Here is a 26,382-nt window from a genome sequence, read left to right on the forward strand (position 1 = left end):
GGGGTCGGCGCCTCTCGTTGCACGGATCATGCCCGGGAGATAGCGCGCCGAAAGACATCAGCGTAGACTGATATCGGTGATTTCAGAGTTCAGCGAAGATGATAGCCGAGCAGATCGGACTCGACCTCCTCCGCACCTATGTGGCGGTCTGCCGGCAGGGCAGCCTGAGCAAGGTCGCGGCGCAGACCGGGCGGACCCAGTCGGCGCTGAGCATGCAGATGCGCCGGCTCGAGGACCTGCTCGGGCGGCATCTGTTCCAGCGCACCGGCCGCGGCGTCGTGCCGACGACGGAGGGGGAACTGCTGCTCGGATACGCGACCCGCATCCTCGCCCTCGGCGACGAGGCGGTGGCGCGCCTGCGGCAGAAGGAGATCAGCGGCGGCGTGCGCATCGGCCTGGCCGAGGAGCTGGCCACCGCGACGCTGCCGGCGGCGCTGGGGCGGCTGCATCGCGCCTATCCCGAGATCCGCCTCGACGTGGTGGTCGAGCACAGCGTGGCGCTGGGGCGGCTGTGGAGCGAGGACGGGCTGGACATCATGATCGGCCCGACCTCCGTCGTGGTGGCCGATGCCGTGGCCTCGTGGACGGTCGATCTGCAATGGGTCGCCGCCGCGGACCAGGTGCCGGATCCGGACCGGCCGCTCGATCTGGTCGCCTTCACCGCGCCCTGCCTGTGGCGCCAGCGCATGCTCGAGGCGCTGGCCGCCACCGGCCGGGAGCATCGCGTCACCTTCACCAGCCAGAGCGTCACGGCCCTGCAGGCGGCGGTCGAGAACGGGCTGGGCATCGGGCTGCTGCCGCCCGAATCCGTCCGCGCCGCCACCATGCGGGTGCTGAAGCCATCTGCCGGGGTGCCGGGGCCGCTGGCCGCCCAGTACGGCCTCTACGCCCGGGACCGGCGGACGCCGGTCGTGGAGGCCGCGATCGGCGTGCTGCTGGAGGGCCTGCCGGCAATACCCCGGCCGTGACCCGTTTCACATTGGCGGCATCTTCTCGAATTGCGGCAATGCCTCGTCGATCCGGTCCCAGGCGTGGCCGCGGATGCGGTAGGTCACCGCCTGCGGCCTGAACCGGCCCGGATCGTCGAGGCTGGCGGCGTGCACGGTGAAGAAGTCGGGCTTGGCCGCGGAGGTGAGGTAGACCGGCGATCCGCAGGTGGGGCAAAAGGCGTGGCTCTTCACGTTGCCATTGTCGGCGACGATGTCCCAGCGCGTGGCCTCGCCTGTGAGCTTCTTCACGGCCGCGCTCAGGAAGGTCAGGTAGGAGCCGTGCCCGGTGCCGCTCCTGTACTGGCAGTCGCGGCACTGGCAGTCATTCATGAACACCGGCTCGCCGGCGATCTCGTAGCGGATCGCGCCGCAGGCGCAGCCGCCGGTATAGGGTTCGCTCATCTCGTCTTTCCTCCCATTATTCCGGTCATCAGCCGCAGCCAGGGCGCCATGTGAAAGGCGCTCATCAGCAGGTACATCGGGACCATTCCGGCCAGCGGCGACGCGCCCGCGGCCGAGCAGAGAACATCCGCCTCGCCGCCGGACACGGCCGTGACCAGCGCCATGAGGGCGAAGGTCGGCGTGGCCGCGAGGCCGAGCCAGTCGGCTGCGCCGGCCGGGCGCCGGGGCATCGCGAGATCAGCCATGGCCGTACTCGTCGTGGCGGCGCCACCAGATGCCGGTCTCGTTGCGTCCCTTGGGGGCGCGGTCGAGCCACTGATACGAGGCCCACAGGGCGTCGAGCCCGCGGGAGTAGGCCGAGTAGGTGTGATAGACGACGCCGTCCTCGAGCGCGAAGGCGCTCATGCCCGGCCGGTCGCGGTTGTAGCTGGGCGCGTCCGTGCCGCAGGTGGTCGCGAATTGGACGATCGGCTCCGGCGCCGGGACCAGGTCCATCGCATGGCCGCCGCGCCGGTAGTTGTATTCGATGGCCCCGGCGCGCTGCTGCTCCTCGGTGAAGGCGACGTTGAAGTCATAGTTGAAGTCGCCGCCGAGCGAGGAGGCCCAGGGGAAGGTCCACCCCATCCGCTGCTTATAGGCCTGCAGCTTCGCCAGCGGCGCCAGCGACACCGCCCACAGCATCACGTCGTGATTCGCCAGATGGACCGCGAAGCCGTTGAAGCTGTCGGCGATCATCGAGCAGGACGGGCAGCCCGCCTTCCAGTCGGGCCCGAACATGAAATGGTAGACGATCAGCTGCGACCGCCCGCGGAACAGATCCGGCAGCGAGGCGCCGCCGTCGTCGGTCTCGAACCGGTACTCCTTGTCGACCCGGACCCAGGGCAGTTCCTGCCGCCGCCGCGCCAGCTCGTCACTGCGCCGCGTCAGCTCCTTCTCGGCCTCGAGCAGGTCGAGCCGCGCCGCCAGCCATTCCTCGCGGGTTCCGGTCCTGTGTCCACTCATCCCTTCTCTCCCTCGAATGCCGTCGTCCGCTTCCCGGCACGACGTGCGGGTTGGTCGTCATGGGTTAGACTGGTGCCGGGGACGGAACGGGCGGGAGTGACAAGTGTGGCGGGATTTCGATGGACTCGCTGATCACGGCCGCGGCGCGCGCGCTCTCCGCGGGTGATCCGCTCGGCGCCCTGAACCGCGTCGCCTTGCGCGACGACGCGCCGGCTCTGGCGCTGCGCGGCATCGCCATGGCGCAGCTGGGCGATCTCGACCGGGCGAAGCTCCTGCTGCGGCGCGCGGCGCGCGCCTTCGGCCCGAGGGAGGCCGTGGCCCGGGCGCGGTGCATCGTCGCCGAGGCCGAGGTCGCGCTGGCCTCGCGCGACCTGGGCTGGCCCGAGAAGGCGCTGGACGCGGCGCGGGCGACGCTCGAACGGCACGGCGACGGGGTGAACGCCGCCCACGCGCGCACCCTCGCCATCCGGCGCCTCCTCCTGATCGGGCGGCTCGACGAGGCGGAGCGGGCGCTGGCCGCGCTCGACCCCTCCCCCTTCCCGCCCGCGCTGAGGGCTACCCATGAGCTGGCGGTGGCGGGGATCGCGATGCGCCGCCTGCGGACCGAGCCGGCGCGCGCCGCGCTGGCCCGGGCCGACCAGGCCGCCCGCACCGCCGGCATCCCGGCGCTGGCGGCGGAGGTCGAGGGCGCGGCCCGCCTGCTGGAGACGCCGGCGGCGCGGCTGATGGCACGCGGCGAGGAGCGCCCGCTCCGGCTCGAGGAGGTCGAGGCGCTGCTGGCATCGGACGCGCTGGTCGTGGATGCGTGCCGCCATGTCGTGCGCGGCGCGGGCACGGTGATCCCGCTCGCCCGACGACCGGTGCTGTTCGCGCTGGCCCGCGCGCTGGGCGAGGCCTGGCCCGGGGACGCGCCGCGGGGCGTGCTGCTGGCGCGGGCCTTCGGGGCGAAGTTCGCCGATGAATCGCATCGCGCGCGGCTTCGGGTGGAGATCGGGCGGCTGCGCGCCGCGCTGCGGCCGTTGGCCAGGGTAAACGCGACGGCGCGAGGCTTCGCCCTGGTGCCGCGTCACGACCGCGAGGTCGTGGTGCTGGCCCGGCCGGTGGAGGAGCGGCACGCAGCGGTGCTGGCCTTCCTCGCCGACGGCGAATCCTGGTCGAGCTCGGCCCTGGCGCTCGCGCTGGGCGCCAGCCAGAGGACCGTGCAGCGGGCCCTCGAAGCGCTGGCGGAAGCGGGCAAGGTGCAGTCCTTCGGCCATGGCCGGGCGCGCCGCTGGATGACACCGCCCGCGCCCGGTTTCACGACGACCTTGTTACTCCCGGCCCCGCTGCCCGACGGCTAGGCTGGCCCCCATGAAACGATCAGGAAAACGATCAAGGAAACGATCCATGGCCGACATCATCCGCGAATACGGGCCGTTCCCGGGCGTCGAGGCCGTGGCCGGCGTCACCTATGACGGCCGGCACGTCTGGTTCGCCTCCGAGGACAAGCTCAACGCCCTCGACCCCGACAGCGGCAAGATGGTGCGCTCGCTCGACGTCCCCGCGCATGCGGGAACGGCTTTCGATGGCCGGCACCTGTTCCAGATCGCCGAGAGTCGGATCCAGAAGATCGACCCGGAGACCGGCCGCGTGCTCCACACCATCCCGGCGCCCGGCGGCGGGGGAGATTCCGGGCTCGCCTGGGCCGAGGGGACGCTCTGGGTGGGGCAGTACCAGGAGCGGAAGATCCATCAGGTCGATCCCGAGACGGGGGCGGTCCTCCGCACGATCGAGTCCAACCGCCACGTCACCGGCGTCAGCTGGGTCGAGGGCGAGCTGTGGCACGCCACCTGGGAAGGCGACGAGAGCGAGTTGCGGCGGATCGATCCGCAGACCGGGAAGGTGCTGGAGCGGCTCGAAATGCCGCCTGGAGCGGGCGTCTCCGGGCTCGAATCCGACGGCGGCGACCGGTTCTTCTGCGGCGGCGGCAAGAGCGGGAAGATCAGGGCTGTGCGGCGGCCGAAGCGGGACTGACGACAGCCCCGAGGAGCCCGAGGAGAGAGACATGCTCGACAACAAGGTGGTCTCGCACGAAGAATGGCTGAAAGCGCGCCTCGACCTGCTTGCCGCGGAAAAGGAGGTTACCCGCCAGCTCGACGCGCTGACGCGTCGCCGGCAGGCGATGCCCTGGGAACGGGTGGAGAAGCCCTATCGCTTCGAGGGGCCGAACGGCACGCTCTCGCTGGCCGACCTGTTTGACGGGCGCTCCCAGCTCATCATCTATCACTTCATGCTCGGCCCCGACTGGGAGGAAGGCTGCAAGTCCTGCTCCTTCTGGGCCGACAACTTCAACGGCATCCCGATCCATCTCAACCACCGCGACGTGACCTTCACGGCCGTCTCGCGCGCGCCGCTGGCGAAGATCGAGGCCTACAAGGCGCGCATGGGCTGGAGCTTTCCCTGGGTCTTGTCCTTCGGCAGCGACTTCAACTTCGACTATCAGGTGTCCTTCACGCCCGAGCAGATCGCCGAAGGCAAGGCGCTGTACAATTACGAGATCAGGCCGAACAAGATCTCGGAACAGGTCGGGATCAGCGTCTTCTACCAGAACCGGAGCGGTGAGGTGTTCCACACCTATTCCTGCTACCAGCGCGGGGTCGAGATGGTGAACGGCGCCTACCATTTCCTCGACCTGGTGCCAAAGGGCCGGGATGAGGACGGCCTCAACTTCACCATGGAATGGGTGCGCCGGCACGATCAGTATTGAGCCCACCGAGTTCGCTGATCCGCATAGTGCCGGGTTCGGGAGCCCGCCATGACCAATAGGGCAGACACGGCCCAAGTCGTTGTTCGGCCGCCGATCGCATGGGCGCTTGCAGTGCTTGTCGGGCTCGCGCTCGACTGGCTCATGCCTTTGCCGTTCATGCCGGCTGCCGTGTCTGCGGGCTGGCTTGGCGGTACGGCGTTTGCCATCGCGCTTGGGCTGTTCGTCTGGGCGATCGCCACGCTCACCAGGGCAGGCTCGAACGTGCCCACTAACATGCCGACCACGACCATCGTCGACGACGGCCCCTACCGCTTCACGCGCAACCCCATATACCTCGCCATGTTTCTTGGGCTCGTCGGTCTCGCCACGGCCTTCGACAGCCTGTGGCTGCTGGTGGTCCTCGTGCCCTTCGGCCTCGTTATCCGTTACGGGGTGGTGGCTCGCGAGGAAGCCTATCTTGAGCGCAAGTTCGGCGAGCTCTATCGCCAGTACTGCTCGCGCGTGCGGCGCTGGCTGTAGCGTTTGCCCCGCACCCGTCAGTCCCGCTCGATTGTCCCGGGCGGCTTCGAGGTGATGTCGTCGACGACGCGGTTGAGGCCGCGCACCGTGCGCACCGGCAGCAACACGGCGAGGGCTTGCCAGATCGCGGCGCCGACTGGTCAACGCGCCTACCAGTTCCTCGACCTCGTCCCCAAGGGCTGCAACGAGGAGGGCTTCAGCCTTTCGATGCTCTTAGGGCGTCGCGTCGATGCGCCCGGCGGGCTCATGCCGGACGTCCTATGGCGCGTCAGGCGGGTTCCGTCTGCTCGCGCCGGCGCACCATTTCGGCGATCCAGACCGGCGCATAGGGCGGCGTGCAGCCCGGCGACGCCGGATAGTCGATCAGGACGGCGAGCCGCTCGCCGATCGCGATCGCCCGCTTCCGATGCGCGCGATGGTGGATGCCGATCTCAGCGAGGCAATGGTTCATCGCCCATTGCTTCGGCTCCGGCGCCTGCTTCATCTCCGCCTCGATCTGGTCGAGCAGCGCCGAAAGGTCGAGCCCCTCGGCGTTCTTGACCACCCGTTCCGTGGTCAGGCTCCAGCCTGCTCGGCCGACGAGGTCGTCGCCGTCCTTCCAGGCCAGGCGGAGCTGCTCGGCGTGCCGGCCCGGCTTCACGACATTGACGGTGAACCAGTCGAGGAGCTTGGGCCAACGGATGTCGCGGATCATGGCGTCGAGCTCGGCGGCGGAGAACGCCTTGGGCTTGCAGATCAGGGTCGCGAGCAGGCGTGCAGCGGTGCCGCCGGTCGCCCAGAGATCAAGGGCGAGCTCGTGCTGCGTCTTGAGCCGCTTGGCGAGCGCGCGAAGCTGGGCCAGGTTCACGCCATGATCATCCCGACGGCGCGCATTGGTCTCCCGCATCTTCGGGTCTTCAAGTGCGGCGAGTTCGCAGAGAATATCCTGGAGTGTTGGGCTCGCCGACATCAAGCGCCCCCTGCCCTCGGCGTACTCGGCTTTGTCGTAGACGCCCCCGCGCGATGCACTGACGGTATTTCACATCATTTGCTCAGGCAAGAGCCAGCGCCACCGTCATTCTACGCGACAACAGTGTCGCTGCTATCCGATAGAACTCGTGCTGCGGCACGCAATGGAGCGTCAGGAACAGCCGGATATCGGTGTGGCCGGAGTTTGATCACGCGCAGCCGGCTCCGGGAACCGGCGCATCACAGCGTCTATCGTCTTTGGTATCCCGAACTCGCCGAATGGAGATCCCGCCGACTTCACCTGCATCATGCGCGGAAAGGAACCGACGATGGGTAAAAACGACAGCAAAGAGTTCGTTCTTGCAGGGGTTGTCATGAAACGCCTGCTGTCCGGAGACCAGACCGCGGGGCAGTTCTGCCTTTTCGAGAACAGAAGCGGCGGAAACACGAGGACGCCGATCCATGTCCACGCCAGGGACGACGAGACGGTCTACATCATCGAAGGCGAGCTGACCGCGGTGATCGACGGCCGGCCTCGACGCCTGACCGCAGGCGAGAGCGCCTTCCTGCCGCGCGGCATTCCGCACCAGCTTATGAACATGAGCGGCAATCCCAGCCGATACATCTTGATCGGGACCCCCGCTCTGTTCGACCGGTTTCTCGAGGAAGCTGGCCACGAGCTTCAACCGGACGAAATCGTGGGGCCGCCGACGCCTGAGGAGATCGAGCGTCTCCGCGAGGCTTCGCCAAGATTCGGCATCACTCTGCTCCCGGATTGGCCACCGCCCAGGTGACGCAGTTGTCCCGGGCGGCAAGACGTCTCCTGGCAAGCGGCAGAGCGCGAAGCGGACGATCCTGCCGCTCCGCCAGCCTCTCAGAACTCAAGACCCATGAGCGGCTGCCTGACGTGAGCGGGCCTTCTCTGGCCAACCAGCCAAGGCTTGCTCGGCCACCGCCTGGAGAACTTCACGACGGAAACCCGCTTTTGCCTGCACGGCCAGGCCGTGTGTCACCGCCATGACATATGCGGCCAGGGTTGCGCAGTCGGCAGTTTTCGGAAGATCACCCTCTGCCTTCGCCCTCTCGAACCGCTCGCGAAGCATCGCTTCGCCGGTGGCGCGATACTCAATCAGGGCCTGGCGGATAGGTTCGGCGTCGTCCGAGCCCGCCAAGACGCCGTTGACACCCAAGCAGCCTGTGCGGTCGGGATAGCGCGTGTTGAGTTCAACCGCGCCACGCAGGAAGTGTGCAGCAACCTGGCGCGCTGTGGGCAGCTGAAGCGCCTCTGGAAGGTAGCCCAGGTATCGCTCGTGATAGCGAGCCAGGGCTCGGCGGAAGAGCGCTTCCTTGTTGCCGAATGCAGAATAGAGGGCGGGCCTCTCGACGCCCGTAGCCTCAGTCAGGTCAGCGTAGGAGGTGCCCTCGTAACCCTTCCGCCAGAAGACACACAGCGCAGCGTCAAGGGCTGTCTCTACGCAAAATTCGCGATGGCGCCCCATCAGGTCGACTCAGCTTTTTTCATAACGATCATTACTAAATCGCTTGACAGCCCTTGTCCACATTTCATACCAGTTGTTATCGTAATGGACGTTACGATAGCAGGGCGAAGTCGCCCGCTCAGATCAGGCGATGTCCTGGTCGTGTACCCGAAAGGATTTTCATGTCGAACATGCTGAAGGGCAAGGTCGTCCTGATCACGGGCGGCTCGCGTGGTCTTGGTGCCGCGACGGCGGAGGCGTTCGCCGAGCGCGGAGCGGATGTTGCAATCAGCTACGCCGCCTCGGCCGACAAGGCGGAGGCCGTCGTGGCGAAGCTGAAGGCGAAGGGTACTCGCGCGATCGCGATCAAGAGCGATCAGGCCGACCTATCTTCCGCCAAGCCTCTGATCGACTCGGTGATCGCCGAATTCGGCAAGCTCGACATCCTCGTGAACAATGCCGGCATCGCGATCCAGGGTCAGCTCGTAGACGATCCCGAGCTTGATGGAGACAAATACAATCGCCAGTGGCAGGTCAATGTCATGGGCACGATCGCCAACACTCGCGCGGCAGCGCCCAGACTGAGCAACGGCGGTCGGATCATCTTCATCGGCTCCCTTCTCGGCTCCAACGTACCCTTCCCGGGTGTTGCCGATTATGCCGGAACAAAGTGGGCGCTCGCCGGATACGCGAAGGGCATCGCGCGCGACCTCGGCCCCCGAAATATCACTGTGAATGTCGTACAGCCGGGCATCATGCCCACGGACATGGCCTCGGACGTCGCCGGTGAGCTTCCGGACCGCGAGTCCATCCTGGACATGCATCCGATCCGTCGCATCGCAACCCTCGAAGAAGTGGCAGAAACCGTCTGCTTCCTCGCCGGACCTTCTGCGGGCTACATCAACGGTGAGACCATAAATATAGCCGGTGGTCTCGGGATCTGAGCGCCGACGATCAGGTGAAGAGGATCAAATGATCTAATAGACCTTCACGCAGTCCGACGGGCCGCAACCGTAAAGAAAGCGGTTGCGGCCATTTAAGTCCTCCTAATCGAGGCTCTCGGATGAGCTGACGAGCGCCACCCGATCAGAGTCTTTGGAAGACGCATCCCAAAAACGGGCGCAGATCGCACTTGCAAATCAAAGATCGAGGACGCTGGCCAATTGAGTGGCATACGGACGGAAAAAGCAATTGGACGATGGCAAAAATCGCCGCCGGACCTACGCCATTACCGCCGTTTTCCCCCTCACTCCCACTCGATCGTCCCCGGCGGCTTCGAGGTGATGTCGTAGACGACGCGGTTGATGCCGCGCACCTCGTTGACGATGCGGGTCGAGACCCGGCCCAGGAATTCGTGGTCGAAGGGGTAGTAGTCGGCGGTCATGCCGTCGGTGGAAGTCACGGCGCGCAGGGCGCAGACATAGTCGTAGGTGCGGCCGTCGCCCATCACGCCCACCGTGCGCACCGGCAGCAGCACGGCGAAGGCCTGCCAGATCGCGTCATAGAGGCCGGCGCGGCGGATCTCCTCGAGATAGATCACGTCGGCCTTGCGCAGGATCTCCAGCATGTCGCGGGTGACCGCGCCGGGGATGCGGATGCCCAGCCCCGGCCCCGGGAAGGGGTGGCGGCCGACGAAATCCTCGGGCAGGCCCAGCTCGCGGCCCAGCGCCCGCACCTCGTCCTTGAACAGCTCGCGCAGCGGCTCGACCAGGGCCAGCTTCATCCGCTCCGGCAGGCCGCCGACATTGTGGTGGCTCTTGATCGTCACCGACGGGCCGCCGGTGAAGGACACGCTCTCAATCACGTCGGGGTAGAGCGTGCCCTGGGCCAGGAAGCGGGCGCCCTCGATCTTCTCCGCCTCGGCGTCGAACACCTCGACGAAGGCGGCGCCGATGATCTTGCGCTTCTGCTCCGGGTCGGTGATGCCCTCGAGCCGGCCGAGGAACAGGTCCGACGCGTCGACATGCACCAGCGGGATGTTATAGTGGCCGCGGAACAGCGACACCACCTGCTCCGCCTCGCCCGCCCGCATCAGCCCGGTGTCGACGAAGATGCAGGTCAGCTGGTCGCCGATCGCCTCGTGGATCAGCACCGCCGCCACCGCGCTGTCGACGCCGCCCGACAGCCCGCAGATCACCTTGCCGTCGCCGACCTGGGCGCGGATCTTCTGGATCTCCGCCTCGCGGAAGGCGGCCATGGTCCAGCTGCCGCCGCAGCCGCAGACCCGGTGGGTGAAGTTACGCAGCAGGTCCGCGCCATGCGGCGTGTGCACCACCTCGGGGTGGAACTGCACGCCGTAGAAGCGGCGGTGGTCGTCGGCGATCACGGCGAAGGGCGCGTTGTCGCTGGTGGCGACAACGCGGAAGCCGTCCGGCAGCCGGGTGACGCGGTCGCCATGGCTCATCCACACCTGCTCGCGCTGGCCCACCTCCCACAACCCGTCGAACAGGGCGCAACTCTCCCCCACCTCGATCCAGGCGCGCCCGAATTCGCGGTGGTGGCCGCCCTCCACCGCCCCGCCGAGCTGCTCGCACATGGTCTGCTGGCCGTAGCAGATGCCGAGCACCGGCACACCGAGCTCGAACACCAGCTGCGGCGCGCGGGGCGAAGCATCCTCGGTGACCGAGGCCGGCCCGCCGGACAGGATGATGCCGCGCGGCGCGAAGGCGCTGATCCGGTCGGCCCCGGCGTGGTTGAACGGCCAGATCTCGCAATAGACGCCGGACTCGCGGACCCGGCGGGCGATCAGCTGGGTGACCTGGCTGCCGAAATCGAGAATGAGGATGCGGTCCGGCGACGGCGTGGCGGTCGGGGCGGTCATGGCAACTCCGGGGCGGGCGGTGGGACGGAGCTTTACCCCTCCCCCGCCTCCGGCACAAGCGACGCGGCCCGCGCCCGGCGCGCGGCCTGTATGCGCGGGGCGAAGACGGCTCAGACCATCATCAGCGCGGCGACCGCCGCGACCAGCAGCAGCTGGCCCCCGGCGATCAGCAGCAGGCGGGTCCGGAACGGCTCCTTGCGCGTCTTGTGGCGCAGCAGCCGCTGCCCGGCGATGGCGCCGGGCGTGCCGCCGAGGACGGCCAGGGCCAGGAGCGTGCGCTCGGGGATCCGGCGCCGGCCGCCGACGGCGCACCACTTGTCCCAGGCGAACAGGCCGAAGGCGGCCGCGCTGGCGGCCAGGAGATAGAGCGCCAGGGCGGTCATGCGGTCGGGGAAATGCGCCGGTCGAAGCGGAAGGCGCTCTCCGCCAGCACGGCGCCGCCGAAGCGCTCCAGCCGGTCGGCATAGGGCTCGCCGCCGAGATGGCGGTAGAAGCCAGTGGCGCGGAAATTGGCGGTCAGGGCCCAGAGCATGAACGGCATCATGCTGCGCTCGGCGAACCAGTCCGACGCCGCGGCCATCAGCGCCCTTCCGTGCCCCCTCCCCTTGGCTCGGTCGAGCAGGTAGAGAGCGTAAATCTCGCCCCAGCCGAAGCCCGGCGCGCCACGGGCCCGGCCGCAATAGGCGAAGCCGACCGGCACCGCCCCGCCGGCCGGCGTCGGATCGAGGGCGAGGAAGGTCGCGGTGCCGTCCTCATGCGCCAGCTGGCGCTCATGGCCGCGCTGGCGCTCGGTCACGGTCATCCGGTCCAGGAACTCGTCCGGCACCAGGCCGCGATAGGTCTCCTGCCAGGCCTGGACATGGATCCGCGCGATCGCCGGCGCGTCGGCCAGGATCGCGCGGCGGATCATGCTCAGCCCTCCGTCCCGGCGGCGTCGGCCGCATCGGCCTTCGGCCCGCGCTCCAGCACCGCGACGAAGAAGCCGTCGGTGCCGTTGGCCGCGGGCGACAGGCGCAGCATGCCGGCGGTCGGTGCCGGGCCGGTGCCCACCGCCTCGGCCCACACCTCCTCGACCGGTACCAGCCGGTAGTCGGGATGGGTGGCGAGGAATTGCTCCACCTGCGCCTCGTTCTCCTCGCGCAGCAGCGAGCAGGTGGCGTAGATCACCCGGCCGCCATCCGGCTTGGCCAAGCGGGCGGCGCTGTCCAGGATCTCGCGCTGGACGCCGAGCAGCCGGTCGAGGTCGATCGGCCGCCAACGGGCGTCGGGGTTGCGGCGCCAGGCGCCGGTGCCGCTGCAGGGCGCATCGATCAGCACCCGGTCGAACTTGCCGCGCTGCTTCTTCACCCAGCGGTCGCGCTCATTCTCCAGCAGCTTGGGTTCGACATTGTCGATGCCGGCGCGGCGCAGCCGCTCCTTGCCGCGGTCGAGCCGGCCCTTGGAGACGTCGCAGGCCACCACCCTGCCCTTGCCCTGCATCCGCGCGGCGAGGGCCAGCGCCTTGCCGCCGGCGCCGGAGCAGAAATCCACCACCTGCTGGCCCGGCCGGGCGTCGACCAGGAGGGCGATCAACTGCGAGCCCTCGTCCTGGACCTCGATCAGGCCGGACTGGAAGGCGGGATGGCGGCCGAGCTGCGGCCGGCCCTTGACCCGGATGCCGAGCGGCGACAGCGGCGTCGGCTCCACCGAAAGCTTGCCGGCGGCGAGGGTCTGCAGCACCTCGTCGCGGCTGCCGCGCAGCTCGTTCACCCGCAGGTCGAGCGGCGCCTGGTCCAGCAGCGCCGCCACCTCCTGCTCGTAGCGGTCGCCGAAATTCGTTTCCAGCGAGGCCGCGGCCCACTCCGGGATCTCGCTGCGCACCGGCTTCGGCATCTCGGGATGGTCGAGCGGCTGGCCGGCCGTGGCCTTGACCAGCGCCTCCTCCGGCTTGTCGAGCGGGATCGGCGCGTAGGTGTCGCCGGAGAACAGCCGGCCCATGTCCTTGATCCCAACGCCTTCGGCCAGGGTCAGCTCGGCGATCACCCGGTTGCGCGGCGTGTCCTCGGCCTCGACCTGGGCCAGCCACCAGCCCAGCCGGGCATGGTGGCGCAGCACGGCGTAGACGCGGCCGGCGATCTCGCTGCGGTCCTTCGAGCCGATGAAGCGGCGGGTGCGGAAATAGGCCGAGACCACGGCGTCAGCGGGGCGGTTCTCGGCGGCGATGCGCTCGAGAATGTCGATCGTGGCCTGGATTCGGGCGGAGGGGGTCATGGTCCGGAGCGTAGCAGGAAAACGCGCCTTCTACCGCGCTTCCGCCGCGGCTGCCAACCTTTGCCCGACGGCGCGGGCGAGCTATGCGCCGCCGGTATCAGGCCGCGGCCTGCAGCCCGGCCCGCCACTCTTCGCGCACCTCGTCTTCCGGATCCTCTGGCCGTGCCTTCGCCATCCGGCGCAGCCCCTCCGGGCCAAGCAGACGGCCGAGCGCCCAGACCGCGGCGCCGCGCACCAAAGGCGAGGCGTCGTCCAAGAGCGGTTCGACCGCCGGCGCCAGGCCGGCATCGCCGCTGTTGCCGATGGCGATCAGCACGTTGCGCAGGAAGCGGTCGCGGCCGATGCGCTTGATCGGCGAACCGGAGAAGGCGGCGCGGAAGCCGGCATCGTCGAAGCCGAGCAGCGAAGCGAGGGCCGGGCCGGTCAACCCCGGCCGCGGCGCCAGCGCCGCCTCGCGTCCGGCGGCGGCGAACTTGTTCCAGGGGCAGACCGCCAGGCAGTCGTCGCAGCCATAGATGCGGTTGCCGATCAGGGGCCGCAGCTCGCGCGGGATCGGCCCCTTGTGCTCGATGGTGAGGTAGGAGATGCAGCGCCGGGCGTCGAGCCTGTAGGGCGCCGGAAAGGCCGCGGTCGGGCAGATGTCGAGGCAGGCATGGCAGGAGCCGCAGCGGTCGCGCTCCGGCGCGTCCGGCGGCAGCTCCAGCGCCAGATAGATCTCGCCCAGGAACAGCCAGGAGCCCCAGTCGCGCGACACCAGGTTGGTGTGCTTGCCCTGCCAGCCGATGCCGGCCCGCATCGCCAGCGGCTTCTCCATCACTGGCGCGGTGTCGACGAAGACCTTCAGCTCGGTCTTGAAGGTGCGGTGGATCCAGCCGCCCAGCGCCTTCAGCTTCTTCTTGACTACGTCGTGGTAGTCGCGGCCCTGGGCGTAGACCGAGATCACCCCCTTCTCCCGCTGCTCCAAGAGCGGCAGCGGGTCCTCGGCCGGACCGTAATTGAGGCCGAGCGACAGCACGGTGCGCGCCTCGGGCCACAGCGTCTGCGGGTCGGCCCGGCGGTCGGCATGGGCCGCCATCCAGCCCATGTCACCGTGCTGTCCTTCGGCCAGGAAGACCTCCAGCCGATCCTTCAGCTTCGGGTCGGGCGTCGCGGCGGCGAAGCCGGCGCTGTCGAAGCCGAGGGCGAAGGCCTCGGCCCGGATGCGGTCCTTGATCTCGGTCGTGCCCATCACCCCATGCAGGTCATCCCCGTCCGCGATAGGGCGGCACGCCCTGGTCGGGCAGCCACAGCCCCTCGGGCGCCGGCCCGCTCTGGTAGAACACGTCGATCGGGATGCCGCCCCGCGGGTACCAGTAGCCGCCGATGCGCAGCCAGCGCGGCTTCATCGCCTGGATCAGCCGCTCCGCCACATAGACGGTGCAGTCCTCGTGGAAGGCACCGTGGTTGCGGAACGAGCCGAGGAACAGCTTCAGCGACTTGCTCTCGACGATCTTCGCCGCCGGGGCGTAGTCGATCACCAGATGTGCGAAGTCCGGCTGGCCGGTGATCGGGCACAGCGAGGTGAACTCCGGCGCGGTGAAGCGCACCAGGTAGAGCTGCTTCGGCCGCGGATTCGGCACCGTCTCCAGCACCGCCTCTTCCGGCGACGCGGGCAGCGCCGTCGGCTGGCCGAGCTGGGTGAGCGCCTCGGTTCCCTGCGCCTGCGCTTTCGCCTTGCGGGCCATGATCTCTCCTCAGAGGGCCGGGATGTCGCCCAGCGCCTGCTCCGCCTCGAAGGCGGCGGCGAAGGCATCGAGCGTGCCGGCGGCGATGGCGCCGCGCAGGCCGGCCATCAGATCCTGATAATAGGTCAGGTTGTGGTGGGTCAGCAGCATCAGCCCCAGCACCTCCTCGCTGCGCACCAGATGGTGCAGATAGGCGCGGCTGTACTGGCGGCAAGCCGGGCAGCGGCAGGATTCGTCCAGCGGCCGGTCGTCGTCCTGATGCCGGGCGTTGCGCAGATTGACCGTGCCACGGCGGGTGAAAGCCTGGCCGGTGCGGCCGGAGCGGGTCGGCAGCACGCAGTCGAACATGTCGACGCCGCGGCGGACCGAGCCGACCAGGTCGGAGGGCTTGCCCACGCCCATCAGATAGCGCGGCCGGTCGTCCGGCAGCGCCGGCACGGTGACGTCGAGCGTGGCGAACATCCGCTCCTGCCCCTCGCCCACCGCGAGGCCGCCGATGGCGTAGCCCTCGAAGCCGATCGCGGTCAGCGCCGCGGCGGATTCGAGCCGGAGGTCGGGGAAGACGCTGCCCTGGACGATGCCGTACTGGCCGTAGCCGGGCCGGGCGACAAAGGCGTCGCGCGAGCGCTTGGCCCAGTCCATCGACAGGCGCATCGAGCTGGCCGCCACCTCCGGCTCCGCCGGGAACGGCGTGCACTCGTCGAAGGCCATGGTGATGGTGGCATCGAGCAAATGCTGGATCTCGGTCGACCGCGCCGGGGTCAGCCGGTGCTCGCTGCCGTCGAGATGCGAGCGGAAGGTTACGCCATCCTTGTCCATGCGCCGCAGCTGCGACAGCGACATCACCTGGAAGCCGCCGGAATCGGTCAGGATCGGGCCGGGCCAGTTCATGAAGCGGTGCAGGCCGCCGAGCCGCGCCACCCGCTCCGACCCCGGGCGCAGCATCAGGTGGTAGGTGTTGCCCAGCACGATCTGCGCGCCGGTGGCCGCCACGTCCTCCGGCCGCATCGCCTTCACCGTTGCCGCGGTGCCGACCGGCATGAAGGTCGGGGTCTCGACCACGCCATGGGCGGTGTGCAGGCGGCCGGTGCGCGCGGCGCCGTCGCGGGCCAGGGTCTCGAAGCGGAACACGGAATCAGTCATTTTTGTCCGAACGGTGCAGCAGGCAGGCGTCGCCGTAGGAGTAGAAACGGTAGCCCGCGGCAATGGCATGGGCATAGGCCTGCTTCATCCGGTCCATGCCGGAGAAGGCGCAGACCAGCATGAACAAGGTCGACCGCGGCAGGTGGAAATTCGTCAGCAGCAAATCGACGGCGCGGAAGCGGTAGCCGGGGGTGATGAAGATGTCGGTGCTGCCGTCGAAGGGCCGCACCGTGCCGTCCTCGTCCGCGGCGCTCTCCAGCAGGCGCAGGCTTGTGGTGCCGACTGCGACGATGCGGCCGCCGGCGGCGCGCACGGCGTTGATCCGGTCCGCCACCTCCGGGCTCAGCTGGCCGCGCTCGGCATGCATGACATGGCCTTCGACCGTCTCGCTCTTCACCGGCAGGAAGGTGCCGGCGCCGACATGCAGGGTCAGGCGGACCATGTCGACGCCGCGCGCCGCCAGCGCGTCGAGCAGCGCCGGGGTGAAGTGCAGCCCCGCGGTCGGCGCCGCGACGGCGCCGTCGTGCCGGGCGAAGACGGTCTGATAGTCCTCGCGGTCGCGCTCGTCCGGACCGTGCGGCCGGGCGATATAGGGTGGCAGCGGCACCTCGCCGTAGCGGCGCAGCTTGTCGGCCAGGCCGGCCGAATCGTCGAAGGCCACCTCGACCTCGCCGGCCTCGCCCTTGGTGACGACTGTGGCGGCGAAGTCGTCGGCGAAGCGGACGACATCGCCGGGCTTGAGCTTCTTGGCCGGGCGGGCGAAGGCGCGCCAGAGCCCCTCTGCCGCCGGCTGATGCAGCATGATCTCGATCCCGGCCAGGCCACGCTTGCCGTGCAGCCGCGCCGGTATGACCCGGGTGTCGTTGACCACCAACAGGTCGCCGGCCTCGAGCCGGCCCGGCAGGTCGCGCACCTGCCGGTCGAAGAGGCCGTCGGCCGCGACCTCCAGCATCCGGGCGGTATCGCGCGGCTCGGCCGGCCGCTCGGCGATCAGCTGCCGCGGCAGGTCGAAATCGAACTCGTCGACACGCATCACGAAAGCGGTATCAGCCGTTCTGCAGCGCCGGCATGGGCATGACGACGTTCATCAGTGCCCTGAACGGCGCCAGGAACAGCAGGGCGCAGGCCAGCTTCACCACCAGGTCACCGGCCATCAGGGTCAGCAGCGGCAAACCGGTGCCGGCGAAGGCGATGGTGAAGAACAGGCCGGTGTCGACCACCGAGCCGAGGGACGAGCCGATGAAGGGCGCCCGCCACCAGGCGGCGCGACGCAGCCGGTCGAAGATGTGGATGTCGAGCAGCTGGCCGACCAGGAAGGCGGTGCCGGAGGCCGCGGCGATGCGCCAATCGGCCAGCCACACCGACAGCACCACGGCCAGGGCGAAGCCGGCATAGGCGACCTGGCGGGCGCGGCCCGGGCCGAAGAAGCGGTTGGTCAGGTCGGTGACCAGGAAGGTGACCGGATAGGTGAAGGCGCCCCAGGTCAGCCAGTCATTGATCGGGAACTGGACCAGGTAGTTCGAGGCCACCACGGCGGCGATCATCGCGATCAGCGCCAGGCCCATGCCGCGGGTTTCGGTACGCAAGGCAGCTTCTTCCAACAGAAAAGGCCCGCGGCGCAGCCCTCGGCGCCCGGGTCCGGTCGCGCTTGTAGCGCAAGTCGCTGCATTTGGCCATGGCGGCGCGACGCCGCAAGGCCCTGAAACATCCGTGATCGTTCCCTCCTTGTCATCGCCGGGCTTGACAGGAAGGGGGGCGGAGAGGCTGGGTCGCGGTCGGCGTCCCTCCGCCTCAGAACTCCTCGACCCCGAGCACGCCCGGCACCGATTTCAGCGCCCCCTTGGCCCGGCCGCCGATGGCGTAGCCGCCGGGTAGCTCGATCTCGACCTCCTCGGTCGGCGACAGCAGCAGCTGCAGGTTGACCTTGCAGCGGCCCGGCCCCTCGCGGTCGAGCAGGCCGTGCAGCGGCTGCACCGCCTGCACCCCCTCGACATAGATGACGAAGCGGGCGGCGCTGCGGGCCAGGGCCTGGTCGATCGGCTCGACCGACATCGCCGTCAGCCGCATCTCCTCGCCGCGGCTCTGGATCTCGACCGCCATCGCCAGCGCGGCGCCGACCTCGAGGATCTGCCGGGCCGTGGCCAGGGTCTCGGCGAAGAAGGTGACCTCGAACACGCCGCTGGCGTCGGAGAAGGTGCCGAAGCACATGCGGTTGCCGGTCTTGGTCGTCATCTCCCGCTTCGCCATCAGGATGCCGGCGAGGCGGATCTGGGTGTGGCCGAGCCGCGCCTTCTGGCCGATCTCGGCCGACCGCACCGAGCCGAGCCGCTTGGTGTTGTAGGTGTCGAGCGGATGGGCCGAGAGATAGAAGCCGACGGCATCGAACTCCTGCCGCAGCCGCTCCATCGAATCCCAGTCCGGGATGGTCGGCAGCGGCGGGGTGCTCAGCTCGCCGCCCGCGGGGCCGCCGAACAGGCCGATCTGGCCGCTCTCGCGCTCCGCCGCCACGGTGTGGGCGTAGCGCAGCAGTGTCTCGAAGGAGGCGACGACACGGGCGCGGTTGCTGTCGAGCGAGTCGAAGGCGCCGGCGCGGGCCAGGTTCTCGAGCTGGCGCTTGTTCAGGAGCTTCAGATCCAGCCGCCGGGCCAAGTCGAACAGGTCTTTAAAGGGCCCGCCGCGCTCACGCTCCGCCACCAGGCTGCGCATCGCCTCCGGCCCCACCCCCTTGATCGCGCCGAGGGCGTAGCGGATCGCCTTCTTGCCGTCCGGCAGCACCTCGACCGCGAAGACGGCGTCGGACTTGTTGATGTCGGGGATCAGCAGCTTGATGCCGAGCCGCGACAGCTCCTGCCGGAAGACGTTCAGCTTGTCGGTGTTGCCGAGGTCGAGCGTCATCGACGCCGCCAGGAACTCGACCGGATGGTTCGCCTTCAGATAGGCCGTCTGGTAGGCGACGATGGCGTAGGCCGCGGCGTGCGATTTGTTGAAGCCATAGCCCGCGAACTTCTCGACCTGGTCGAAGATGTTGGCCGCCTGCCCTTCCGGCACGCCGCGCGCGGACGCGCCCTCGACGAAGGTCTTCTTCTGGGCGTCCATCTCCTCCTTGATCTTCTTGCCCATGGCGCGGCGGAGGAGATCGGCGCCGCCGAGCGAGTAGCCCGCCAGCGTCTGCGCCACCTGCATCACCTGCTCCTGATAGACCATGATGCCGTAGGTCTCTTCCAGGATCGGCTGCAGCGAGGGGTGGAGATAGTCCGGCGCCTTGGTGCCGTTCTTGACCTCGATGTAGGTCGGAATGTTGTCCATCGGGCCGGGGCGATACAGCGCCACCAGCGCGATGATGTCCTCGACCCGGTTCGGCTTCATCCGGCGCAGCACGTCGCGCATGCCCGAGCTTTCCAGCTGGAACACGCCGGTCGATTCCGCCCGGCCGAGCATGGTGTAGGTGGTGGGGTCGTCGAGCGGGATCCGCGCCAGGTCGATGTCGACGCCGCTGGCCTTCAAGAGGTTCTCGGCCGTGCGCAGCACGGTGAGCGTCTTCAGGCCGAGGAAGTCGAACTTCACCAGCCCGGCCTGCTCGACATATTTCATGTTGAACTGGGTGGCCGGAATCGGCGAGCGCGGGTCTCGGTACAGCGCCACCAGCTGGTGCAGCGGCCGGTCGCCGATGACCACGCCGGCGGCGTGGGTGGAGGCGTGGCGGTACAGCCCCTCCAGCTTCATCGCCAGGTCGATCAGGTGGCGCACCTGGGGGTCGTTGTCGCGCTCCTGCTGCAGCGCCGGCTCGCCCTCGATCGCCTGGGCCAGCGTCACCGGGTTGGCCGGGTTGTTCGGCACCAGCTTGCAGATGCGGTCGACCTGACCATAGGGCATCTGCAGCACGCGGCCGACGTCGCGCAGCACGGCGCGGGCCTGCAGCTTACCGAAGGTGATGATCTGAGCCACCCGGTCATGCCCGTAGCGGTCGCGGACATAGGAGATCACCTCGTCGCGCCGGTCCTGGCAGAAGTCGATGTCGAAGTCCGGCATCGACACGCGCTCGGGATTGAGGAAGCGCTCGAACAGCAGGCCGAAGCGCAGCGGGTCGAGATCGGTGATGGTCAGGGCCCAGGCGACGGCCGAGCCGGCGCCCGAGCCGCGGCCCGGCCCGACCGGAATGTCGTGCGCCTTGGACCATTTGATGAAGTCCGAGACGATCAGGAAGTAACCCGGGAACCCCATCTTCTCGATGACGTCGAGCTCGTAGTCGAGCCGGGCGGTGTACTTCTCCCGCACCGCCTCGCGCTCCTCCGCCGTCATCTCCGGCGTGTAGACATGCGCCTCCAGCCGGGCCTTCAAACCCTCATGCGCCTGCGCCCGCAGCTCCTCCGCCTCGCTGCGGCCGGCCTCGCTGGAGAAGGCAGGCAGGATCGGGTTCCGCTTCTTCGGCATCACCGCGCAGCGCCGGGCGATCACCAGCGTGTTGTCGACCGCCTCCGGCAGGTCGGCGAAGAGCTGCCGCATCTCCTCGGCCGAGCGGAAGCGGTGGTCGCGCGTCACCCGCCGGCGGTTGGCCTCGACCACATAGGTGCCGTCGGCGATGCACAGCAGGGCGTCATGCGCCTCGTACATGTCCTCGCCGGCGAAGAAGCAGTCGTTGGTGGCGACAAGCGGCACGTCCTCCTGATAGGCGAGGTCGATCAGCCCGGCCTCGATCCGGTCCTCCTCCTCCATCCCGTGCCGCATCAGCTCGACATAGAGCCGGCCGGGGAACAGCGTCTTCAGGTAGCGCAGCGTGGCCAGCGCCCGCTCCGGATGCTCGGCCAGCAGCAGGCGGCCGACCGGGCCCTTCGGCCCGCCGGTCAGGGCGATGACGCCGTCGGTGCGGCCCTCCAGCGCCTCCAGCGGCAGCTGCGGCGCCAGCCCCTGCTCCGTCTCGAGATAGGCGCGGCTGGTCAGCGCCATCAGGTTCTCGTAGCCGGTCTCGTTCTGGGCCAGCAGCACCAGGCAGTCCGGCTCGGCGATGGTCGGGCCGCCGACGCGGGCGCCCGATTCCGTCTCCGCCCGGGTGATGCTGAGGATGGTGCCGATGATCGGCTGGATGCCGTAGTCCTTGGCCGCGAAGGAGAATTCCAGCGCGCCGAACAGGTTGCCGGTGTCGGTGACGGCCACGGCCGGCATCTGCAGCTTCTTGCAGATCCCGACCAGCTCCTTGATCTTGATTGCCCCTTCCGAGAGGGAATAGGCGCTGTGCACGCGCAGATGGACGAAATCGGCGTGTGGCATGGCGGCAGTGCGGCTCCGCGGCGACGATCAGGGGCGGCCCGGCAGAATCGGGCGATCCGCCATTGATACCGCATAGGGACGGCTAATGCAGTCGATGCGTCGCCGCTGCCGCCGATCCCGGACGGCGACGATTGCCGCCATATCGTCATGGCGAGCGCAAGCGAAGCCATCCAGCGGCACCGGCCTCGGATGGCTTCGTCGGCTTCGCCTCCCCGCCATGACGATGTGAAGATTCGCCACAGCCACGGCGCTCAGCTGCTGTCCGGCTTCGGAAGCGCGGACGTCGAACGGCCGTCGTCAGGCTTATCCGCCCGCGCGGCCCGCTCATCCGATGTCGGTAGCGCGACTGAGGGCCGGCGGTGCTTCGGCTCCGCCGGAGAGCCCGCGGCTTCGGGCTCGGCGTCGGGAGATTGGACCTCGGACGGCCGGGCGAAGGGCGACAGCGGGTGCCTGCTCTCCTCGACCGCCCAGGTCTCCGCCCGCCACCGGCTCCAGTCCGGCTCAATGTCGAGCTCGCGGCAGAACCGGGCGACGACCTCGCCGACCGGCAGGTCGCCGATGTCCTGGGCGGCATCGTCCTGCAGCCGGTGGTCCAGCTCGTCCAGCAGGTCGTCGCGCATCTCCTGCTCGGTGATGTCCAGCTCGCAGGCCTCGGCCTCGGCAAGCTCCTGGGCCTCGATCGCCTCCTTGAGGATGCGCCGGACCAGGTTGCGCCGCCGGCGCCAGCGCTCCTGCGCCGCGGCGGCCCGCTCGGCCGCCGTCATCCGGCTCTCTGTGGCGAGCCGAGCCTCGAGAGCGATGGTCTGGCGCACCTCGTAGGACAGGCGGGCGAAGACCAGGCCGAGCCCGCGGGTGCGGTCGGCGGCGTCGTCCTCCGGCGGCTGGCGCGCGGCCTCCACCGCCTGGCCCTGCACCGCCTCGGCCAGCCCGAGGGTGAGCTCGCCCAGCCGCGCCAGCATCCGCCCATGCCGCTCGCTCCGCTCCCGGTCGGGATCGCGGGTCTCGCCGGCTTCGGTATCGGGCTGCGCCATGTCCATGGAACATATCATGAACAAAAGGCGTGAGTTAAGCTAGTCTCTTTTCGTATACATCCGGCCACGGCCGCCGCATTGGCCGGCTCTCTAACAGAAGACAGACCCCTCAGAGCGGATCGATCGCCGTCGCGCGCCCGAGCGGCGGGGGCCGGATTCGGCTCGTTGCGGACGATCGTTTGACTCCTGGCCTTCCTGAAGCGGACATCTCCGGCGATCCATTCTTTGCCCGAAAGCGGCCCTCGCACACGGCGGACGGACCGTCATCGATCGCGTGCCGGCGGCACATGTGCAAGTCTCCCGACGTCACTCTCGCCGATGTGCGCCTTGCGCTCCGCTATCGCGAGACGGAGGACCTCGAGCGAACGCTCTTGGCGCTGAAGGTTGCAGGGCTGCCCGGATAGGGTCGGGGCGCCTCGGAGAGCCTTGCGTCCGAAACCAACCATCCAGCCACGATCAGCCCGTGAGGCGCGCACGAAACAACGTGCAGCCGTCCGTCAGGCGCGACCTCGAGATATCCCGGAATCCAGCCTCGGTCATCCACGCGCGATACTGACCTTCAGTGTACGATTCGCCGTGGCGATAGAGGTTCAAGAAGGTGAGATTCAGAAAGACACCCTCAGGCGGGCCGAGGCGGTCGTCATCGACGACACCACACCCCGCAATTGCGATCTCGCCTCCGGGTGTGAGGCAACGCGCCGCGTTCAAGATCGAACTGCGCGCCTGGTCCGGCGGAAGGACCTGGACGACGGCCTTCAGGATCGCCAGATCGTGCCGACCGATCGATGGCGCGACAGTGATGTCCCCCTCTTCGACGACCACGTCGTCGGCACCGTATTCTGACAGGATATCTCGCGCGACCGCCGCGACCGTTGGGAGTTCCATCAGCGTCGCCGCAATCTGCGGCCGCCGCTCGCGAAGTCCGACGAGAGTGGTCCCGGGGCCCCCGCCGATGTCGATCACCGAACCGATCGCCGAGAGATCCATCTCCCGGGCCAGATGTCGACCGAAAATCACCCCGCCCGGTGCGAGCATGCGGCTGAAGGACGCCGCGGCCTCGGGCCCCGCTTCGGAAAAGTCGTGCAGCGCAGCGGGCCGGTTCTGTCGCAGCGACTCTGCGGTCAGCAGATCGGCTCCCCAGAGCTCGCGCAGGAGCGCATGATCGCCGCCGCGATAGGTCGGCTTGGACGCGTCGAGGAAGGCCGACGCTTCGGCTCCGTTGCGAAATTGACCATCCTTGACTTCGAGGAGACCGATGCTGGCGAGCGCGTAGAGGAGCCGCGACAGGCGATCGGGCTCGACTTTGAGCGCGGCCCCGAGGCTGTCAGCAGTCATCGCGCTGTCACCGATCCGGGTGAAGATGCCAAGGTCCAGCCCGGCGCGAAGCGCCAAGGCGGGGGGCACCGCTGCGATCAGGTTGTCGATCCGATCAGAATCCACCATGTCACACCCCTTCCGCGATCCAGGACCGACTTTGAAGCCGCTCGGAAGCCTCGCTGCTTCCGCTAGGTTGTTCCATGCCGCATTCCACCTGCAATGCGGATGGTCAGATGGCAAGGACAAGAGGCCGCACATCGCGGCGTGGTACCATGGCGTTTCTGCTCGCGCACCGGCTCGCCTGACGGGCTGCATAGGTGGCGACCGGCCGTGCCCGCTTTCCTACGAAGCGGCCATTCAGGGCGCTAGGCTTGGCTTTCGCTTCTCACACTTTGCGGTCGGATGGCGCGGCAGCCGGGTCGTCGGAGGTGACATCCCGGAGGCCGGATGCGGCTCATTGCGGACGATCGACGGCTCTCTAATCCGCCCCGAAGCGGACATTTTTGACAGTTCATTCTTGCCCGAAAGCGGACAGGCCGCTTTGGTTCGAACCGAATCAGGTCCGGCTTCGGCACTGAGGTCCTTGGCCGACACAAGTCGCGGCGCCGCTGCAACTCCCCTCAGGTTCGCCTACGCCCAATGGTTGAACATCATCGCTGGGGAATGCCGCCTCAGCTCGCACCAAACATTAATGGCACTACGCGAAACGTCGCCTCAATCGAGGCTGGCCGGCGACGAGAACGGCCGATCGGCGTCCACCACGAAGATGGCCAACTCATCGAGATCGGTTGTGCCGGCGTTGAACACTTCCATCGGCGTTTCGGGCCCGTGTCCGATCATAGTCGCGCCGGCTTCAGTATGGGTCACGCCGTGGGGTGTCCTCTGGCCGAGCTTGCCGGTCAGCACGTAAAAGGCCTCCGATCCCGGATGTGTATGGATCGGCGTTTTCGCGCCAGGTGGTCCGCCGGCGCGGTTAACGCGCAGCAAATATTCGCTCGCGCTGATCGGCGGAAGGGGGCCGATCTCTACGACCTTGGTTCCGCCGGCAGTGGCGCCATCCTTCGGTCCGAGCGTGAACAGCCAGACCTTGCCGGCGACCTCCGCCGCAAGCGAGTAAGGGCCGACGGCACCCTGAGCCTCAGCTAGCGTTGGGAAATTTTCCAACCGCCAGAACAATGGTCCGGGCGGCAGTTCCTTCACCTTTTTCTCAACCACCAGCGCGACGGCGAATTTGGCTTCCGCCGCCATCGGCGCTGAGGTCATCAGCCCAACAGCACACAGCGAAAACAAGAGGATGCCGATGCGGCGAACGTTGAAGGAACGCGGCTTCATGGGTGAGTCCTCCTCTCGATGCACGAGTTCCGATTGCAGTTGGGCGGCGGGTCAGGATGATCCACGTGTGTCACGCCGAATGACTGGCACGACGAGATATTTCACAGTGCGATCAGTGCTTCGCTACAAAGTCGTCTATCAACTCGGCGAACCCAGCGGGATCGCGCACCGGCCCATCGTGGTTGACGTTTGGCTGCACACCGACATCGGCCTGAGGCAGGCACTCGTCCATAGCTAGGGCGACGTGCGGCCGATAGGCATTGCTTTCGGACCCGTGGACGATAAGCGTTGGCCTGTCAAACGGCCTCAGCATGTCGCAGGTCACCTTCCATTCGGAAGCAGACCACAGCAACTCCATCGTCCGCGCGTTGTCGAGTTGCATTGCCTGATGTTCTCGCGGCTGGTTCTCGAATCCGCCGGGCGCCATTTGGAACACGCCTTCGATAAGCAGCCTCGTGGCCTTCTTGACGTCGCCCTGTTGCGTGGCGTCGGCGACGGGACCGAACATCACACCCTCCGCCTCTCGCGCCGTGTCGCCAGCCTCCCCTTCCTTGATCAGCGAAGAGAGGGCCGGCTCAAAGAGGATAAGGCTTTGCATGAGCTCCGGGTTCTGCAAGGCGGTGCGTGTGGCGACGTTGGCGCCATAGGACCAGCCGACCAGGTGCACCGGGCCGACATCGAGCGCTTTGATGAACGCTGCAACGTCGTTGGCATGCAAGGCGAGGCTGAACCGTTCGCCTTTATCCGGCCATTCCTCGGTGCCGAAATAGCGCAGGCTGACGGCGATGAAGCGATGGTCATCGGCGATTTCCCCCCCGGATGGGCTCCCAAGCACGCCGGTCAGAGACCGCCCCATGTACAAAGAGGATCGGCTCGCCCGCCCCCTCGTCGACATAGGTCATCGTTGCACCATTGACCTCGACTTTCTTGATCACCGGGTCGGCCGCAAGTGCAGCGCCGGCCAGGGTGATAACGCCAAAACTCGCGCATGCCAGCCAGGTTGAACGGAAGTCCATGATCTTCCTCCCTTGGAGGAGAGGGGCCGACCAGGCTCCTCCGGGCAGCATCGTTACGGCAACGAAATGATAGTGAACCCAGGATGCCGGCGACTCAAGCCGTTCGTGGATGCAAGCAAGTGGCGTCGGCCCGCCGTCCTTCCGTCGTTCGCGCGTAGCGGGGAACTGCTTGACATTCACCAGTCAGATCGGCTGGACCGCGCCATACGCGGTCATTTGAACGCATGGACCGGGAGGACTGCAAAGGGTCCAGGCCGTGTGAAAACGCTATGATCTGATACGCTGCCCGAGGTGACTGAGCGGGGGGCAAGCGTGAAGCGTTTCGTCGAGGGGCAGGACCGTCGCCAGACCACGCTGCTGCCGGAGTGTTTGGATGACTATGTCGGCGAGGACAATCCG

Annotated in this window: 27 protein-coding genes and 1 pseudogene; 7 read left to right on the top strand and 21 right to left on the bottom strand. The window is 68.1% G+C overall.

Going from position 1 to position 26,382, the window contains the following annotated elements; genetic code table 11:
- The first annotated feature begins 98 nt into the window (after positions 1–98).
- Positions 99–968, top strand: coding sequence for a LysR substrate-binding domain-containing protein (locus KXR53_RS24985; protein WP_437378011.1), 870 nt, complete (start codon positions 99–101; stop codon positions 966–968).
- A 6-nt stretch (positions 969–974) separates the two neighbouring features.
- On the opposite strand, the gene KXR53_RS24990 is transcribed toward KXR53_RS24985, so the two are convergent.
- From KXR53_RS24990 to KXR53_RS25000, 3 genes are read right to left on the bottom strand one after another with little or no spacing between them, the layout of a single operon-like run.
- A complete protein-coding gene (locus KXR53_RS24990; protein ID WP_437378012.1) occupies positions 975–1,391 on the bottom strand; it encodes a GFA family protein in 417 nt (138 codons plus the stop codon).
- A complete protein-coding gene (locus KXR53_RS24995; protein ID WP_437378013.1) occupies positions 1,388–1,636 on the bottom strand; it encodes a hypothetical protein in 249 nt (82 codons plus the stop codon). The genes KXR53_RS24990 and KXR53_RS24995 overlap by 4 nt, the downstream gene beginning before the upstream one ends.
- Positions 1,629–2,393, bottom strand: a complete 765-nt coding sequence (locus KXR53_RS25000; protein ID WP_437378014.1) for a DUF899 domain-containing protein — start codon at positions 2,391–2,393, stop codon at positions 1,629–1,631. The genes KXR53_RS24995 and KXR53_RS25000 overlap by 8 nt, the downstream gene beginning before the upstream one ends.
- Before the next feature lie 119 nt (positions 2,394–2,512).
- Between KXR53_RS25000 and KXR53_RS25005 the strand changes: the two genes are divergently transcribed.
- Genes KXR53_RS25005 through KXR53_RS25020 form a run of 4 tightly spaced genes read left to right on the top strand, consistent with a single transcriptional unit; the run spans position 2,513 to position 5,658 of the window.
- Positions 2,513–3,733, top strand: a complete 1,221-nt coding sequence (locus KXR53_RS25005; RefSeq protein ID WP_437378015.1) for a hypothetical protein — start codon at positions 2,513–2,515, stop codon at positions 3,731–3,733.
- A 46-nt stretch (positions 3,734–3,779) separates the two neighbouring features.
- Positions 3,780–4,406: a Vgb family protein gene (locus tag KXR53_RS25010; protein WP_437378017.1), complete on the top strand. Its 627-nt coding sequence runs from the start codon at positions 3,780–3,782 to the stop codon at positions 4,404–4,406.
- 31 nt (positions 4,407–4,437) lie between these two features.
- Entirely contained in the window at positions 4,438–5,139 is a 702-nt protein-coding gene (locus tag KXR53_RS25015) for a DUF899 domain-containing protein (protein ID WP_437378018.1), read from the top strand.
- 48 nt (positions 5,140–5,187) lie between these two features.
- On the top strand, positions 5,188–5,658 hold the full coding sequence (locus tag KXR53_RS25020) for a methyltransferase family protein (protein ID WP_437378019.1): 471 nt from the start codon (positions 5,188–5,190) through the stop codon (positions 5,656–5,658).
- Between the two features lie 17 nt (positions 5,659–5,675).
- Here KXR53_RS25020 and KXR53_RS25025 read toward each other — a convergent pair.
- Together KXR53_RS25025 and KXR53_RS25030 are read right to left on the bottom strand one after the other, a co-directional pair.
- Positions 5,676–5,783, bottom strand: a pseudogene (locus KXR53_RS25025) (hypothetical protein); the annotation flags it as partial.
- Positions 5,784–5,926: 143 nt separating this feature from the next.
- The gene (locus KXR53_RS25030; protein ID WP_437378020.1) at positions 5,927–6,607 is read right to left on the bottom strand and encodes a DNA alkylation repair protein; all 681 of its coding nucleotides are present in this window, start codon (positions 6,605–6,607) and stop codon (positions 5,927–5,929) included.
- Positions 6,608–6,935: 328 nt separating this feature from the next.
- Between KXR53_RS25030 and KXR53_RS25035 the strand changes: the two genes are divergently transcribed.
- Positions 6,936–7,400 carry a cupin domain-containing protein gene (locus tag KXR53_RS25035; RefSeq protein ID WP_437378022.1) on the top strand — a complete coding sequence of 155 codons (465 nt, stop codon included), beginning with the start codon at positions 6,936–6,938 and terminating at the stop codon, positions 7,398–7,400.
- Between the two features lie 87 nt (positions 7,401–7,487).
- Here KXR53_RS25035 and KXR53_RS25040 read toward each other — a convergent pair whose 3' ends face one another.
- Positions 7,488–8,105, bottom strand: a complete 618-nt coding sequence (locus tag KXR53_RS25040) for a TetR/AcrR family transcriptional regulator (RefSeq protein WP_437378023.1) — start codon at positions 8,103–8,105, stop codon at positions 7,488–7,490.
- Positions 8,106–8,266: 161 nt separating this feature from the next.
- Here KXR53_RS25040 and KXR53_RS25045 point away from each other — a divergent pair, with 161 nt between their 5' ends.
- Positions 8,267–9,028: an SDR family NAD(P)-dependent oxidoreductase gene (locus KXR53_RS25045; protein WP_437378025.1), complete on the top strand. Its 762-nt coding sequence runs from the start codon at positions 8,267–8,269 to the stop codon at positions 9,026–9,028.
- Positions 9,029–9,330: 302 nt separating this feature from the next.
- On the opposite strand, the gene guaA is transcribed toward KXR53_RS25045, so the two are convergent.
- The 15 genes from guaA to KXR53_RS25120 form a co-directional block, all read right to left on the bottom strand.
- The gene (guaA, locus tag KXR53_RS25050) at positions 9,331–10,905 is read right to left on the bottom strand and encodes a glutamine-hydrolyzing GMP synthase (protein ID WP_437378026.1); all 1,575 of its coding nucleotides are present in this window, start codon (positions 10,903–10,905) and stop codon (positions 9,331–9,333) included.
- A gap of 110 nt (positions 10,906–11,015) precedes the next feature.
- Positions 11,016–11,288 (bottom strand): DUF1294 domain-containing protein, encoded by a 273-nt coding sequence (locus KXR53_RS25055; RefSeq protein WP_437378027.1) that lies wholly within the window; start codon positions 11,286–11,288, stop codon positions 11,016–11,018.
- Positions 11,285–11,815: an N-acetyltransferase family protein gene (locus KXR53_RS25060; RefSeq protein ID WP_437378028.1), complete on the bottom strand. Its 531-nt coding sequence runs from the start codon at positions 11,813–11,815 to the stop codon at positions 11,285–11,287. The genes KXR53_RS25055 and KXR53_RS25060 overlap by 4 nt, the downstream gene beginning before the upstream one ends.
- A gap of 2 nt (positions 11,816–11,817) precedes the next feature.
- A complete protein-coding gene (locus KXR53_RS25065; RefSeq protein WP_437378029.1) occupies positions 11,818–13,155 on the bottom strand; it encodes an RsmB/NOP family class I SAM-dependent RNA methyltransferase in 1,338 nt (445 codons plus the stop codon).
- 97 nt (positions 13,156–13,252) lie between these two features.
- Positions 13,253–14,383 (bottom strand): tRNA epoxyqueuosine(34) reductase QueG, encoded by a 1,131-nt coding sequence (gene queG / locus KXR53_RS25070; protein WP_437378030.1) that lies wholly within the window; start codon positions 14,381–14,383, stop codon positions 13,253–13,255.
- 13 nt (positions 14,384–14,396) lie between these two features.
- On the bottom strand, positions 14,397–14,879 hold the full coding sequence (queF, locus tag KXR53_RS25075) for a preQ(1) synthase (RefSeq protein ID WP_026871283.1): 483 nt from the start codon (positions 14,877–14,879) through the stop codon (positions 14,397–14,399).
- A 9-nt stretch (positions 14,880–14,888) separates the two neighbouring features.
- Positions 14,889–16,022, bottom strand: a complete 1,134-nt coding sequence (gene tgt / locus KXR53_RS25080; protein WP_437378031.1) for a tRNA guanosine(34) transglycosylase Tgt — start codon at positions 16,020–16,022, stop codon at positions 14,889–14,891.
- On the bottom strand, positions 16,015–17,055 hold the full coding sequence (gene queA / locus KXR53_RS25085; protein ID WP_437378041.1) for a tRNA preQ1(34) S-adenosylmethionine ribosyltransferase-isomerase QueA: 1,041 nt from the start codon (positions 17,053–17,055) through the stop codon (positions 16,015–16,017). Before queA ends, tgt begins: the two co-directional genes overlap by 8 nt.
- 13 nt (positions 17,056–17,068) lie before the next feature.
- Positions 17,069–17,608 (bottom strand): VUT family protein, encoded by a 540-nt coding sequence (locus tag KXR53_RS25090; protein ID WP_437378032.1) that lies wholly within the window; start codon positions 17,606–17,608, stop codon positions 17,069–17,071.
- Positions 17,609–17,813: 205 nt separating this feature from the next.
- Positions 17,814–21,287, bottom strand: a complete 3,474-nt coding sequence (gene dnaE, locus KXR53_RS25095) for a DNA polymerase III subunit alpha (protein WP_437378033.1) — start codon at positions 21,285–21,287, stop codon at positions 17,814–17,816.
- A gap of 251 nt (positions 21,288–21,538) precedes the next feature.
- Complete coding sequence (locus KXR53_RS25100; protein WP_437378034.1) at positions 21,539–22,324, bottom strand: hypothetical protein; 786 nt, start codon at positions 22,322–22,324, stop codon at positions 21,539–21,541.
- 450 nt (positions 22,325–22,774) lie between these two features.
- On the bottom strand, positions 22,775–23,761 hold the full coding sequence (locus KXR53_RS25105) for a methyltransferase (protein ID WP_437378035.1): 987 nt from the start codon (positions 23,759–23,761) through the stop codon (positions 22,775–22,777).
- A 588-nt stretch (positions 23,762–24,349) separates the two neighbouring features.
- Positions 24,350–24,967, bottom strand: a complete 618-nt coding sequence (locus KXR53_RS25110) for a hypothetical protein (RefSeq protein WP_437378036.1) — start codon at positions 24,965–24,967, stop codon at positions 24,350–24,352.
- A 112-nt stretch (positions 24,968–25,079) separates the two neighbouring features.
- On the bottom strand, positions 25,080–25,823 hold the full coding sequence (locus KXR53_RS25115; protein ID WP_437378037.1) for an alpha/beta fold hydrolase: 744 nt from the start codon (positions 25,821–25,823) through the stop codon (positions 25,080–25,082).
- A complete protein-coding gene (locus KXR53_RS25120) occupies positions 25,765–25,983 on the bottom strand; it encodes a hypothetical protein (RefSeq protein ID WP_437378038.1) in 219 nt (72 codons plus the stop codon). The genes KXR53_RS25115 and KXR53_RS25120 overlap by 59 nt, the downstream gene beginning before the upstream one ends.
- Between the last annotated feature and the right edge of the window lie 399 nt (positions 25,984–26,382).

The sequence above is a fragment of the Inquilinus limosus genome (genome assembly GCF_051487185.1).
Lineage (GTDB): Bacteria > Pseudomonadota > Alphaproteobacteria > DSM-16000 > Inquilinaceae > Inquilinus > Inquilinus limosus_F.